General features: G+C 71.7%; 10 protein-coding genes. 7 read left to right on the top strand and 3 right to left on the bottom strand.

Features of this window, described 5'->3' with window-relative positions; translation table 11 throughout:
* Positions 1-28 precede the first annotated feature (28 nt).
* Complete coding sequence (locus OG792_RS12090) at positions 29-3,166, bottom strand: OmpL47-type beta-barrel domain-containing protein (RefSeq protein ID WP_329109495.1); 3,138 nt, start codon at positions 3,164-3,166, stop codon at positions 29-31.
* A gap of 506 nt (positions 3,167-3,672) precedes the next feature.
* Positions 3,673-4,929 (bottom strand): alanine racemase, encoded by a 1,257-nt coding sequence (locus OG792_RS12085; RefSeq protein ID WP_329109494.1) that lies wholly within the window; start codon positions 4,927-4,929, stop codon positions 3,673-3,675.
* Between the two features lie 150 nt (positions 4,930-5,079).
* Between OG792_RS12085 and OG792_RS12080 the strand changes: the two genes are divergently transcribed.
* Genes OG792_RS12080 through OG792_RS12050 form a run of 7 tightly spaced genes read left to right on the top strand, consistent with a single transcriptional unit; the run spans position 5,080 to position 12,751 of the window.
* Entirely contained in the window at positions 5,080-6,378 is a 1,299-nt protein-coding gene (locus tag OG792_RS12080) for a helix-turn-helix domain-containing protein (protein WP_329109493.1), read from the top strand.
* The gene (locus OG792_RS12075) at positions 6,375-7,655 is read left to right on the top strand and encodes an amidohydrolase/deacetylase family metallohydrolase (protein ID WP_329109492.1); all 1,281 of its coding nucleotides are present in this window, start codon (positions 6,375-6,377) and stop codon (positions 7,653-7,655) included. Before OG792_RS12080 ends, OG792_RS12075 begins: the two co-directional genes overlap by 4 nt.
* Before the next feature lie 3 nt (positions 7,656-7,658).
* Positions 7,659-8,039 carry a RidA family protein gene (locus OG792_RS12070; RefSeq protein WP_329109491.1) on the top strand — a complete coding sequence of 127 codons (381 nt, stop codon included), beginning with the start codon at positions 7,659-7,661 and terminating at the stop codon, positions 8,037-8,039.
* 56 nt (positions 8,040-8,095) lie between these two features.
* Entirely contained in the window at positions 8,096-9,382 is a 1,287-nt protein-coding gene (locus OG792_RS12065; protein ID WP_329109490.1) for an extracellular solute-binding protein, read from the top strand.
* The gene (locus OG792_RS12060; RefSeq protein WP_329109489.1) at positions 9,382-10,278 is read left to right on the top strand and encodes a carbohydrate ABC transporter permease; all 897 of its coding nucleotides are present in this window, start codon (positions 9,382-9,384) and stop codon (positions 10,276-10,278) included. The genes OG792_RS12065 and OG792_RS12060 overlap by 1 nt, the downstream gene beginning before the upstream one ends.
* Positions 10,275-11,111, top strand: coding sequence for a carbohydrate ABC transporter permease (locus tag OG792_RS12055; protein WP_442932404.1), 837 nt, complete (start codon positions 10,275-10,277; stop codon positions 11,109-11,111). Before OG792_RS12060 ends, OG792_RS12055 begins: the two co-directional genes overlap by 4 nt.
* Positions 11,111-12,751 carry a beta-N-acetylhexosaminidase gene (locus OG792_RS12050; protein ID WP_329109488.1) on the top strand — a complete coding sequence of 547 codons (1,641 nt, stop codon included), beginning with the start codon at positions 11,111-11,113 and terminating at the stop codon, positions 12,749-12,751. Before OG792_RS12055 ends, OG792_RS12050 begins: the two co-directional genes overlap by 1 nt.
* Before the next feature lie 37 nt (positions 12,752-12,788).
* On the opposite strand, the gene OG792_RS12045 is transcribed toward OG792_RS12050, so the two are convergent.
* Positions 12,789-13,439: a formylglycine-generating enzyme family protein gene (locus OG792_RS12045; RefSeq protein ID WP_329111224.1), complete on the bottom strand. Its 651-nt coding sequence runs from the start codon at positions 13,437-13,439 to the stop codon at positions 12,789-12,791.
* Positions 13,440-13,543 lie beyond the last annotated feature (104 nt).

The following is a 13,543-nucleotide window of genomic DNA, read 5'->3' as shown; positions in this document are numbered from 1 at the left end:
TGGCAGGAGAGAACGTGCGGTGTGGGCGTCACGGGGTCAGCGGGGCGACCCGGATGTTGCGGAAACTGGCGATGTCGGCGGCACCGTGGTTCTGGAGGCCGACGTAACCGGTCGCGCTCTGCCGTCCGGCGCCGCCGGGATCGTCCGACCTCGGCGGATCGAAGACCGCCCCGGGTACGTTGACGTACTCGTTGATCAGCTCACCGTTGCGGAACACGGAGTAGTGCTGACCGACCACCCGGATCTCGTAGTCGTTCCAGGTGCCCTTCGGGGTGACCTGCGCACCGTCGAGATCAACCCGATCGAAGCCGTACACCGATCCGCTCTTGTACTGGTCGCCGTCGGCGCGGTCGTTGATCTGGAGTTCGTGGCCGTACCTGATCGCCACCCACTCCGGACGGGACTCCTGCGGGTGCTGGTGCACCTGCGGGAAACGGACGAAGACGCCACTGTTCGCGCGGCCGTCACCGGGGGCGTCGTCGCGCCACTGGAGCTTCAGCGAGAAGTCGCCGTAGCTGCGGATCGGGAACCAGAGCAGGCCCATGCCGTCGACCGCCCGGCTGGTGATCGACCCGTCGGCGTTGCGCCCGAAGCCGCCCGCGCCGACCTGCTCCCACTGCCGGAACGAGGCGACCGAGCGGTCGAGCAGCGGCTGGTAGCCCTGCTTGTCCTCGGCCTTGCCGACGCCGGAGGCGCTGGCCGTACGGATCAGCTGGTTGTGCTCCTTGAGCAGGATCTTCCCCCGGTGGTGCAGGTGCTCGGCGATCGCCCGGACGTGGTCGACGAACTCGGCGTGGGTGGGCCAGGCCCGCTCGTCGGAGATCAGGTCGTTGATCGAGCAGGCGCCCTCGACCACCCGGTTCGCGACGGTGCTGTTCAGGGTGCCGAGCCAGACCGTCGGCCGGGTGTCGGTCACCCGGCAGCTCGGGGCCGGCGGGCCGCTCTCCACGACGGTGAAGGTGGTCGACGCGGTGCCCGAGGTGTTGCCCGCCCGGTCGGTGGCCCGGTAGCTGACCGTGTGCGCACCCACGGTGTTGACCGTCAACGGACCGCTGTAGACGGTGTAACCGCTTCCGTCGAGGGCGTATTCGAGCCGGTGCACACCGGAACCGGAGTCGGAGGCGGTGAGCACGACGGTGGCACTGCCGACGTACGCCCAGCTCCCGTTCTGCTGCCCGGTGATCGCCGCGCTGACCGTCGGCGCGGTGGTGTCCGGGTTCGGCGGCGCGACCACGGTGAGGGTGACCGACGCCGGGGTGGAGGTGTTGCCGGCGACGTCCGTGGCCCGGTACGAAACCGTGTGCTGGCCGGGCTGGTTGACCGTCACCGGCGCGGTGTACTCCGCGTACGGCTGACCGTCGAGGGAGAACTCGACCAGGTCGACGCCCGACCCCGCGTCCGTGGCGGACACGGTGACCGTGGCGGCGCCGACGTACGCGCCGTTGCCGTCCCGGTTGCCGGTGACGTTGGCGGTGGCGGTCGGCGGAGTGGTGTCCGGGTTCGGCGCGCTGACCACCTGGAAGGTGACGGTCTGCGGGGCCGAGGTGTTGCCGGCCAGGTCGGTGGCCCGGTAGCTGACGCTGTGCTGACCGGGGGTGTTGACCGTCACCGGCGCGGTGTACGCGACGTACGCCTGCCCGTCGACGGCGTACTCGATCCGGTCGACGCCGGACTCGGTGTCGGTGGCGGAGACGGTGACCGTCGCGGCGCCGAGGTAGGCGCCGCTGTCGTCGCGGTCACCGGTGACGCCACCGGTCACCGTCGGCGGGGTGGTGTCGTCCGGTTCCGGCGTGCCGACCACCTGGAAGGTGACGGTCTGCGGGGCCGAGGTGTTGCCCGCCCGGTCGGTGGCCCGATAGCTGACCGTGTGCTGGCCCGGCTGGTGGACCATGACCGGCGCGCCGTACGTCGCGTACGCCTGTCCGTTGAGCGAGTACTCGATCCGCTCGACGCCGGACTCGGTGTCGGTGGCGGCCAGGGTCACCGTCGCCATCTCGACGTACGCGCCGTCGGAGTTCCGTTCACCGGTCACGGTGGCGGTCGCCGTCGGTGCCGTGGTGTCCGGGTTCGGCGGCGCCACCACCGTGAACGCGCTCGACTGCACCGGCGAGGTGTTACCCGCCACGTCCGTTGCCCGGTAGGTCACCGTGTGCGTGCCGACGGCGCTGACGCTGACGGGCGCGGTGTAGGTGGCGTACGCGCCACCGTCCAGCGAGTACTCCACCCGCTCGACGCCGGACTCGGTGTCGGTGGCGGAGATGGTCACCGTCGCGGTGCCGACGTAGGCGCCGTCATCGTTGCGGTCACCGGCCACCGAGGCGGTCACCGTCGGTGCCGTGGTGTCCGGGTTCGGCGGCGCCACCACCGTGAACGCGCTCGACTGCACCGGCGAGGTGTTACCCGCCACGTCCGTCGCCCGATAGGTCACCGTGTGCTCGCCGGGGGCGCTGACCGTGACCGGCGCCGAGTACGTCCCGTAGGGACCGCCGTCGAGTGCGTACTCGACCCGGCCGACGCCGGATCCGCTGTCGGTGGCCGACAGGGTCACGGTGGCGGCGCCGACGTACGCGCCGTCATCGTCCCGGTCGCCGGTCACCGACGCGCTCACCGTCGGCGGGGTGGTGTCCTCGCTGCCGCCGGTGACCACGAGCAGGCCGGTCATCGTGCCGTGGCCGGGGATGGCGCAGAAGTAGCGGTACGTGCCCGGCGCGAGCACCACGTCGACGGTCCACCGGCCCTGGTTGCTGTCGAACGGGTCGGCCAGGATGTTCACGTCGACGTCGCTGTTGTACGCCCCACCGGTGTCGAACGTGAGGGTGTGCTGCATGCCGCTGGTGTTGCCGGTCGCGGCGCTGTTCTCGAAGACGAGGGTGGTCGCGCCCGCGACGGCGGTGCTCGGGGCGGAGGCATATGCCTGGGTGCTGTTGTTCGCCGTCCAGGTGAGCACCTGGGCCTGGAGTTGCCCCGTCGACGCGGGGGCGTTGGCCGTACCCGAGGCGGTGTCGACCGGGGCGGCGCCCACCGGGACCGAGGCCAGGGTGGAGCTGACCAGCAGCACGGCCGCTGCCGCCAGCACCGTGAACGGGCGGCGGAGGCGGCCGGCGGCGTGTCGGCGGAACAGGCGCAGGCGAGGTGGTGAACCGCGTCGCACGGGGAGAGTTGGCATGTCGCCATACCTTTCGCGAGTCTTCCTGGAACTTCCGGCGTACTCGTGGGGGTTCTTGCGAGGATCGACGGGGGACGGGCAGCAGCGGGCGGACCCGCCCGACCCACGCGACCGCAACCGGTGCGGCCGAGGCCACCCGGTCCGACATGTGGACAGGCGTGTCTGTGATCTGGGACGACCATGGACGGTGGCGAGGTCCGACCGCGACCGACCACGGGTCGATCACGTGTCGCTGGGCGGAGGAACGGGCCAGGTTGCGGGCATGGCGCGCACCGTCGCGCCGGTTCGGTCTGCGGGCAACGCCGACCTCGGGGAGTGCCGCTCCCCCGGTCGACGATGAGCTAACCGCGCCGCCGGTTACCTCGACGAAACATCTTGATGTTGACCGACACTAACGGGCTTAGCATCAACATGTCTACATCTTTCGACGGGACGGACCGCACTTTTATCCGATATGACAAAAGCGCCTGGTGGATCTTGCGCACCCGTCCCGGCCGCACTCCGGTTCAGAGGTACGTGTGCAAAATGTCCACAATGGTGTGCGTGTCGTCGACGACCGGGATGGACCGCCACTTGTCGAACGCGGTGCACGGGTGCGAGATGCCGAAGCAGACCAGGTCACCGGGTCCGATCTCGACGTTCGACGCCAGGTCCAGATAGGTGTGGTGATCGTTGAGGCGGGTCACCCGCACCCCGTCCGCACCGCCGACGGCGCCACCGACCCGCCGGACCCGCAGCGGCACCGGCAGCCCCTCGTCGTACGGGGCGTCGCGCTTGCCCATGCCGACGATCGCCAGCCCCGGCTCGGGGGTGGAGGTGACCTGCGCCCAGAGCTCCAGCGCCGGCTCCAGCGCCGGCTCCAGCGCACCGGCACCGGGCAGCCGGCGGAACGGGGTGCGGTCGGCGTAGAAGCCGTGGTCGTGGACGACCGAGGCGCCACTGCGCAGCACCACGCGCAGCCGGTGACCGGGCAGCCAATCGCCGCCGAGCCGCTCCGCCACCACGTCGAACCAGGCGCTGCCACCGGCGCTGACGATCACCTCGTCGGCCAGCAGACCCCGCTCGGCCAGCTCGGTCACCGCCGACCGGGTCAGGTCGAGGTACGCCGCGACGGCGCCCACGTCCGGCAGCCCGCCCTCGTACGCGGTGACACCGGCCAGGCGTACCCGAGGGTCGGCGACGGCGGCCTCGGCGACCGCGACGAGCTGCTCGACCGAGCGACAGCCGGTACGCCCACCGGCATGCCCCAGCTCGACAAGGACCGGCACCGAGGCGTGACCGGGATGGTCGCCGAGCGCGGCGCCGATCACCTCGACGCCGGCAACCGAGTCCACGAAGATCAGTGCCTCGAAGCCCCGGTCGAGTTCACCCGCGAGCCAGCGCAGCGGCACCGGGTCCAGCAACTGGTTGGCCAGCAGGACCCGGTCCACCCCGAGGGCACGGCAGGCCAGCAGTTGGTTGGCGGTGGCCACGGTGATCGCCCAGGCACCGGCGGCGAGCTGCGCGGCGAACAGGGACGGGGACATCGCGGTCTTGCCGTGCGGGGCGAACAGGAGGCCGTGCCGGGCGCAGAAGTCGGCCATCATCGCGACGTTGTGCGCGATCGCGTCCCGCCGGGCGACCAGCACCGGCCAGGTGACCGCGCCGTCGAAGAGGTGGTGGCCGGCCGCGACGAACTCGGCGTCGGGCACCGGTGGACCGGGCTGCCAGAACCCCTTCGCCCGCCAGTCGACGGGCTGGTCGTCGAACGGGTGGTGCCGCACCGGCCCTCCCACAGGTTCGGATGTGGCTCGCTGTCGGACGCACAGACTGCCCGATCCATCCCGGAGCGTCAATGTCTTGACGGGAGCGCGACGAACACCGCAGGCTATCGAGACCCGTCTCAACGAGCCACTTCCGAACCTGGAGGACCGATGGTGATCGGTCTGGTCATCCACACCAGTCACCGCGCCGTGTTCGAGCACGCCGCGCGCACCCTGGCCGGGGTGACCCTGAAGTGGGTCGTCTACGAACACGAGGACGAGGTACGGATAAGGGTCGACCGGCTGCTCGCCCGGCAGCGGGTCGACGGCCTGTTGCTCGGCCCCGTCCCGTACGCGAAGTGTCGGCACCTGCTCCCCGCGGACCTGCCGGTCGCCGTCCTGCGCTCGGCCGGTCTCGACCTGTCGCTGGCCCTGTTCAGGGCGGTCGCCCGGGGCTGGTCGGCCACCCCGGTCAGCGTCGACACCTTCGACGCGCAGACGGTGGACGAGGTCGTCCGGGCGGCCGAGCTGGACCCGTCCCGGGTGAGCTGCCTGCCGTACGACCCGGAGCAGAGCGTGGCCGAGATCGTCGCGTTCCACCGGGAGGCGCTGGCCCGCACCGGCGCCGACTACGTGATCAGCCTCCGTACGGCGGTCGCGGCGCAACTGGCCGGCGAGACGCGCGTGCTCGGCGGCCTGCCCGGACCGGCGACGCTCCGGGCCCAACTGCACGAACTGGCGCTGCGGGTGCAGTCCAAACAGGCCAACGCGCTGCGGCTGGCCGCCGGGGTGTTCCTGGTCGGGAAGGCCGGGCCGCAACTCGACCTGGACCGGGCCCGGGTGGGCCTGATGAACCTGCTGCTCAACACGCCGGAGTTCGCCGACGCGTGGATCGAGAACCGGGGCCGGCGAGGGGTGGCGGTCTTCGCACACCAGGCGCTGTTCGAGGCGGCCACCGGCAGTTGGGTGTCCCTACCGGCGCTGGCCCAGGCGCACGAGACGCTCGGCATCCGGGTCGCCGCCGGCTTCGGCGTCGGCGCGTCCGCCCGCAGTTGCGTACACCTGGCCGAGCGGGCCGCCAACCGGGCCGAGCAGGAGGAGTCGCCGAGCGCGTACCTGATCGAGGACGGTGGCGTGATCATCGGTCCGATGAGCCCGGCCGGCGCGGCGCTGACCTTCACCTACCGGGAGCACGGCGCCGAGTTGGAGCGGCTGGCCGGCGAGGTCGGGCTGAGCGCGGCGACGCTGTCCCGGCTGGCGGCCATCGAACGGGGCCAGATGGGCCGGGCCATCTCCCCCAGCGACCTCGCCCAGCAGCTCGGCATCACCGATCCCAGCGGCCGGCGGCTGATCCGCAAGCTCGGCGACTCCGGGCTGGTCGAGGTCGAGGGCAGCACGCAGGTGCACCGCAAGGGCCGCCCGGCCCGGCTGTACCGGCTGCGCATCGGCGCCGCGATCGAGCACCCGTGACCCACGACCGGACACCCGTACGGTGGGACCTGCTGCTCACCGGCGGGGACCTGCTCGATCCGGGAGGTGGCCGGACCGGCCGGCACGACATCGCCGTACGGGACGGGCGGGTTGCCGAGGTGGGCGTTTCGCTGCCCCGCGCGGACGCCGCCGAGGTGGTCGACGTACGCGGCCGGCTGGTCACGCCGGGGCTGGTCGACCTGCACACCCACGTATACGCGGGCGCGACGTACTGGGGCATCGACCCTGATCCGGTGGCCTGGCACTCCGGGGTGACCACCTGGGTCGACGCCGGATCGGCCGGCGCCTACTCGTTCCCCGCCTTCGCCACCGCCACCGCCGGGTACGCGGTCCGGGTGCCGGCGTGGCTGAACATCTCCGCGGTGGGCCTGATCGCACCGGTCGGCGAGTCACGCGAGCTGGCGAACTGCGACGTCGACCTGGCGGTGGCGACCGTGCGGGCGTACCCGGGCACGATCGTCGGGATCAAGGTACGGATGGACCGGCACAACGTCGGCGCACACGGCACCGAGCCGCTGCGCCGGGCGGTCGAGGCGGCACGGGCGTGCGGGCTGCCGGTAATGGTCCACATCGGAGCGGCACCACCGTCGGTCGCGCAACTCCTGCCGCTGCTCCGACCGGGTGACCTGATCACGCACTGTGCCAGCGGCATCGCCGCCGGACCGACCGGGTTCGACCCGGCGGCGAGGCAGGCGTACGAGGCCGGGGTGCTGTTCGACATCGGACACGGCTCCGGTGGGTTCGCCTTCGACGTGCTGGAGGCGCAACTGGCCGCCGGCATGCCGCCGCACACCGTCTCCACCGACCTGCACAGCCGGTCGCTGCACGGCCCGGCGTTCGACCTGCCCACCACGATGGCGAAGATGCTCGCCGCCGGGCTGACCCTGGAGCAGGTGGTGGCGGCGACCACGGTCGGGCCGGCTCGCGCGCTCGGGCTGACCGATGGCGTCGGCACGCTCGCGCCGGGCGCACCGGCCGACATCGCGGTGTGGGTTGTCGAGTCCGGCCGGTTCGAACTGGTCGACGTGCACGGGCAGCGCCGCACGTCGCCGCTGCGCCTGGTGAACGAGGCGACGTATCGGGCCGGGCGGCCGCTGCCGGCCCGGCTGCCGGCACCCGCGCCGCCGTGGGTCCCGCTCACCGGGGCGCAGCGCGACGCCCTGCGGCACCGCGAACAGGCGGTACGTCAACTGCTGACCTCGCCCCTGGTGGGTCCGGACGGGCTCGCCGAACAGTTCCCCCGACACGGAGGTTGATCCATGCCCAAGAAGATCGTGGTGGCCGACCGGGCGGCGCCGCCCGGTGGCCCGTACTCGCACGCGGTGGTCGCGGGCGGGTTCGCGTACCTCGCCGGGGCGTGCCCGGTGCTGCCGGACGGGACCTGGGTCACCGGTGACTTCGCCGCGCAGGCGCGGGCCGCGTTCACCAACCTCGCCAGGGTGGCCGAGGCGGCCGGCGGCGACCTGAGCGGGGCCGTACGCGTCGGCGTCTACCTGCGCGACTTCGCCGACTTCCCGACCATGAACGAGATCTACGCGGAGTTCTTCGGCACCGAGAACCTGCCCGCCCGCACCACCCTGCCGGTCGCCCTGGAGGGCTTCGACATCGAGATCGACGCGGTGCTGTACCTGGGCGACTGAGCATCGACATCGGACCTGACTACGAACCTGGCTCGTTATTGGAGAGGAGAGAGTCCGTGCGGAAACCCCGAGCACTCACCGCGCTGCTCGTCCTGGCGCTGGCCGCCGGCGCCTGCGCCCCGTCGACCGGCACGCCCACCGACAGCGCCGACGCCAAGACCGGCACCCTTCGGGTCTGGCTGTTCGACGAGGCGAACCGCGCCGCCAAGGAGGCCGTCGTCGCCGAGGCGGTCACCGAGTTCACCGCCGCCCACCCCGACGTCACGGTCGACGTCAGCTACCTGGCGACCGACACCCGCGCCGAGAAGTACAAGGGAGCGCTCAACGATCCGGCCAGCGCCCCGGACGTGACCGAGGTCGGCAACACCGACCTGGCCGGCTTCGTCGCCGCCAACGGCATGGCCGACGTCAGCGCCGACCTGAAGAACTGGTCCGAGGCGGGTGACCTGCCGGCCGACCTGGTGAGCACGGTGACCGTGGGCGACAAGGCGTACGGCGTACCGTGGTGGATCGGCGTGCGGGCCCTCTACTACCGCACCGACGTCTTCACCGAACTCGGCCTGACACCCCCCACCTCGTACGCCGAGCTCGTCAGCACGGCCAGGAAGATCCGCGCCGAACGCAGGGACATGCTCGGCATCGCCGTCGGCGGGCTCTACGTCTTCGGCGCCCTGCCGTTCGTCTGGGACACGGGCGGCGACATCGCCACCGGTTCCACCGGCGCATACACCGCCACCATCGACTCGGCGGCGTCGAAGGCCGGCATCACCGCGTACACCAGCCTGTTCGGCGACGACATCTGCCCGGCGCGGCAGTGTGTCGACCTGACCGGCGGCGGCACCGTCGAGGCGTTCGCCGCCGGCCGGGCCGGCATGGGCATCCTCGGCAACTTCAACCGCTCCGCCGTCGAGGCCGGCGCGGTCAAGGGAAAGTACGCCGTCGTGCCGCTGCCCGGCGCGAAGCCCGGCTCGATCGCCCCCGCCTTCGCCGGCGGCAGCAGCCTCGGTGTCTTCCGCTCCACCGGTCACCGCAGCCTGGCGGTCGAGTTCATGCAACTGCTGGCCAGCCGGAAGTACACCCTCAAGCTCTACGACGCGATGGGCTTCGTGCCCGCGATGAAGTCCGCCCGGACCGAGGTGACCACGAAGGATCCGCGGCTCAAGCCGTTCGTCGACACGATGGCGGCGGGGACCCGGTTCGTGCCGGTGGACAAGGCGTGGACCACCATCGACGCCGAGAAGATCCTGCCGACCATGTTGCAGAAGGTGATCACCAAACAGGCGACCGTGGACGCGGCGGCGGCCGAGGCGAACAGCCGGATCACCACGGCTTTCGGCAAGTAATGACGGTCTCCGTTTCGATCCGCCGGCAGCGGCTGACCCCACTGTGGCTGCTGCTGCCGGCGCTCGCCGTGCTGGTGCCGATGTTCGCGTACCCGCTCTACCAGCTGGGCCTGCTCTCCCTGTTCGAGTACGGGCAACCGCAGGTGAGCGGGGGCGAACCGGCCCGGTTCGTGGGTACGGGCAACTTCCGGGCGCTGGCCGGCGACCCGACGTTCCGCACCGTACTCGGCCAGACGGTGCTGTTCGCCGCCGGCTGTGTGCTGGCCACGCTCGCGGTCGGCGCGGCGCTGGCCGTACTGCTGACCCGGATCGGCCCGGTGGCGCGGGCGGTGCTGTCGTTCGCCGCGCTGACCACCTGGGCCGCACCGGCGATGACCGGCTCGGTGGTCTGGGCGTTCCTGTTCGACAGCAACCTCGGCCTGGTCAACGAGGTGCTCGGGCTCGACGGCTACAACTGGTTCTATCGGCGGGAGGTGGCGTTCGCGCTGGTCGGTGCCGTGGTGGTCTGGCACTCGTTCCCGTTCGTCATGATCACCCTGTACGCCGGGATCCAGGCCGTACCGGCGTCGGTGCTGGAGGCCGCCGCGCTGGACGGCGCGGGCGCGTTCACCACGTTCCGCCGGGTGACCGCCCCGATCCTGCGCCCGCTGATCGTGATCGTGGTGATCCAGTCGATCATCTGGGACTTCAAGGTGTTCACCCAGATCTACGTGATGACCGGAGGCGGCGGCATCGCCGGCCAGAACCTGGTGCTCAACGTGTACGCGTACCAGAAAGCCTTCGCCTCGTCGCAGTACGGCCTCGGCTCGGCGATCGGCATCGTGATGACGGTGATCCTGCTCGCGGTGACCCTGTTCTACCTGCGGGCGCTGCGCCGTACCGGGGAGGTGCTGTGATCCGCCGCCGGCTCGCGGACGCCGTCGCGATCGTGGTCGCGGCCGTGACCGTGTTCCCGATCTACTGGATGGTGCTGTCGGCGCTCAAGCCGACCGGCGAGATCCGGTCCGCCGACCCGCGTCCGTGGACCCTGCACCCGACCCTGGACCACTTCGCCTCCGCGCTCGGCGTCAGCGGCTTCGGCCGCTACTTCGTCAACAGCGCGGTCGTCGCGCTGGCCGTGGTCACGCTGAGCGCGCTGATCTCGTTCCTGGCCGCGGTCGCGCTGACCCGCTACCGGTTCCGCACCCGGACCACCATCCTGGTGCTGTTCCTGGTCGCCCAGATGGTGCCGGTGGAGGCGCTGAGCATTCCGCTCTTCTTCCAGATCCGCGACCTCGGCCGGACGATACCCGGCATCGGGCTGAACACGCTCGGGTCACTGGTGCTGGTGCAGCTGGCGTTCAGCCTGCCGTTCGCGATCTGGATGCTGCGCGGCTTCGTCGCGGCGGTGCCGCAGGAGGTCGAGGAGGCGGCCACCCTGGACGGCGCCGGGCGCTTCACCATCCTGTGGCGGATCCTGTTTCCCCTGGTGGCGCCCGGTTTGGCGGCGACCGGGGTGTTCTCCTTCATCACCGCGTGGAACGACTTCCTGTTCGCCCGGACGTTCATCATCAGCGCCACCGAGAACCAGACCCTGCCGGCCGCGCTGCTGGTGTTCTTCAAGCCGGACGAGAACGACTGGGGCGGGATCATGGCCGCCTCCACCCTGATGACCATCCCGGTGCTGGTCTTCTTCGTCCTGGTCCGGCGCCGGCTGGTCGCCGGGCTCGGCGGGGCGGTGAAGGACTGATGCTGCCGCTGCCGGCCGATGTCCGTACCGGAACGGGCTCGTTCGCCCTGACCGGGACCACGACGATCGGCGCGGAACCGGCCTGCGCCGGGGTCGCCGACTGGCTGACCGGGGCGCTGCGCCGCCCCACCGGCCTGCCGCTGGGTGCCGGGACCGCCGCCGACGCCACCATCCGCCTGGCCGTCGATGCCGCGCTGCCCGCCGAGGGATACCACCTTCGGGTACGCCCCGAGCGGATCACCATCACCGGCGGCTCCCCCGCCGGGGTCTTCTACGGGGCGCAGAGCCTGCTGCAACTGCTGCCGCCCGAGGTGCACCGCCGCGCCCCGGTGCGCTCCGGCCCGTGGCGCGTGCCCGCTGTCGAGATCTCCGATCGGCCCCGGTTCGGCTGGCGCGGCTGCATGCTCGACGTGGCCCGGCACTTCATGCCGGTCGCCGGTGTGAGACGCCTGGTCGACCTGCTCGCCGCGCACAAACTCAACGTGCTGCACCTGCACCTCACCGACGACCAGGGCTGGCGGGTGCAGATCCGGCGCTACCCCCGGCTCACCGAGGTCGGCGGGTGGCGCCCCGAGTCGATGGTCGGATCACGCCAGCACGAGCGCTTCAACGGCCGACCGCACGGCGGCTACTACAGCCAGGACGACCTGCGCGAGATCGTCGCGTACGCGGCCGAGCGGTTCGTCACCGTGGTCCCCGAGATCGACCTGCCCGGCCACACCCAGGCGGCCATCGCGGCGTACCCGGAACTGGGCAACAACCCGGACGAGCCGGTGGGGGTGTCGACCCGCTGGGGCGTCTCCCGGCGCGTACTGAACGTCTCCGACGAGACCGTCACCTTCTTCCGTCACGTGCTCGACGAGGTGATGGAGCTGTTCCCGAGCCGGCACATCGGCATCGGCGGCGACGAGTGCGCCAAGGACGAGTGGCGGGCCAGCCCGGTCGCCCGGCAGCGGCTGCGCGTACTCGGCCTGCGTGACGCGGACGAGTTGCAGGGCTGGTTCGTGGCCCAGTTCCAGCACCACCTGGCGGCCAACGGCCGAACCCTGTTCGGCTGGGACGAGATCCTGGAGGGAAACCTGCCGCCCGGTGCCACCATCGCGGCGTGGCGCGGCCCGGCGCTGGCGGTCGCGGCCGTACGCGCCGGCCACGACGTCGTCGCCTGCTGGGACAGTGCCGCCTACCTGGACTACCGCCAGTCCGACCACCCGGACGAACCCGTCCCGGTCGGCACCGTGCTCACCGTCCGGGACATCCGCGCCTTCGAACCGGAGCCGGCGGCCCTCCCGGCCGACCTGCGGCACCGTGTCCTCGGGGCGCAGTGCAACATCTGGACCGAGCACGCCGACCACCCGCGCGCGGTCGACTACCTGGCCTTCCCCCGCCTGTCCGCGTTCGCCGAGGCGGTCTGGTCACCGGCCGGCGCACCACCCTGGGACGGCTTCGACGACCGCCTCGCGCGGCACCTGCTCCGCCTCGACGCGCTGGGCGTCGAGTACCGGCCGCCCGATGGACCGCTGCCCTGGCAGCGGCGCCCGGACGCGGCCGGCTGGCCGCGCGAGCGCACCGACCGGGAGACCGAACTCGCCGCGCTCACCCGCAACGTCCTACCGCCGGACCGACCGAGGTCCGCCGGTTGAACCGCTATCGCGGGTGTCCGCGCAGGCCCCCGGTGGGTCAGTGCGGGCCGGACCGCGCGACGCGGAAGCCCACGTCGTCGATCCGGTACGTCGGGAAACTGCGCCGCCGGACCGAGGCCCGGCAGCTCCAGTGCTCGTCGAACCAACCGCCGCCACGCAGCACCCGGTAACTGCCGTAGACCTCGGCGTCGTAGATGTCCCAGCACCAGTCCCAGACGTTGCCCAGCATGTCGTACAGGCCCCAGGCGTTGGGCCGCTTGCCACCCACCTCGTGCACCCGCTCGTCGGAGTTGGCGCGGTACCAGGCGATCTCGTCCAGTGGTCCGTACCTCGGGCCGGTCGTGCCGGCGCGGCAGGCGTGTTCCCACTCGGCCTCGGTGGGCAGCCGGTACCCGTCGGCGGAGGCGTCCCAGTCGATCCCCTCGCCGTCGGCGTGCAGCAGGTACGCGGGGGTCAACCCCTCGCGCAGCGACCGGGCGTTACAGAACCGGACCGCGTCCCACCAGGTGACCTGCTCGACCGGCAACCGTTCCCCCGTGCCCGCGCTCGGCCGCTCGCCGGTGACCAGCGCGTACTGGGCCTGGGTGACCGGGAACGCGGCGAGCCGGTACGGCGCCAGCTCGACCGACCAGCTTTGCTGGGTCCGCCGGTCCGACAGGGTCACCCGCCCCGACGCGATGGCGACCATCGTCGTATCCACGCTCGCGTCCACGGCAGTGGACCCTACCGAACTCCGCCCCGAAAACCGGCGTGTTTTTGCGTCGGGGCAGGCGCGGGCATACGCCACCGGGA

Source organism: Micromonospora sp. NBC_01699, from assembly GCF_036250065.1.
Classification (GTDB): domain Bacteria; phylum Actinomycetota; class Actinomycetes; order Mycobacteriales; family Micromonosporaceae; genus Micromonospora_G.
This window is presented reverse-complemented; position numbering and strand designations above follow the sequence as displayed.

What these genes read in the sequence shown, in the direction of transcription:
- OG792_RS12090 (WP_329109495.1), bottom strand. Translation starts at nt 3,166, where the DNA reads ATGCCAACTCTCCCCGTGCGACGCGGTTCACCACCTCGCCTGCGCCTG.
- OG792_RS12080 (WP_329109493.1), top strand. Translation starts at nt 5,080, where the DNA reads ATGGTGATCGGTCTGGTCATCCACACCAGTCACCGCGCCGTGTTCGAG.
- OG792_RS12070 (WP_329109491.1), top strand. Translation starts at nt 7,659, where the DNA reads ATGCCCAAGAAGATCGTGGTGGCCGACCGGGCGGCGCCGCCCGGTGGC.
- OG792_RS12060 (WP_329109489.1), top strand. Translation starts at nt 9,382, where the DNA reads ATGACGGTCTCCGTTTCGATCCGCCGGCAGCGGCTGACCCCACTGTGG.
- OG792_RS12050 (WP_329109488.1), top strand. Translation starts at nt 11,111, where the DNA reads ATGCTGCCGCTGCCGGCCGATGTCCGTACCGGAACGGGCTCGTTCGCC.
- OG792_RS12045 (WP_329111224.1), bottom strand. Translation starts at nt 13,439, where the DNA reads ATGGTCGCCATCGCGTCGGGGCGGGTGACCCTGTCGGACCGGCGGACC.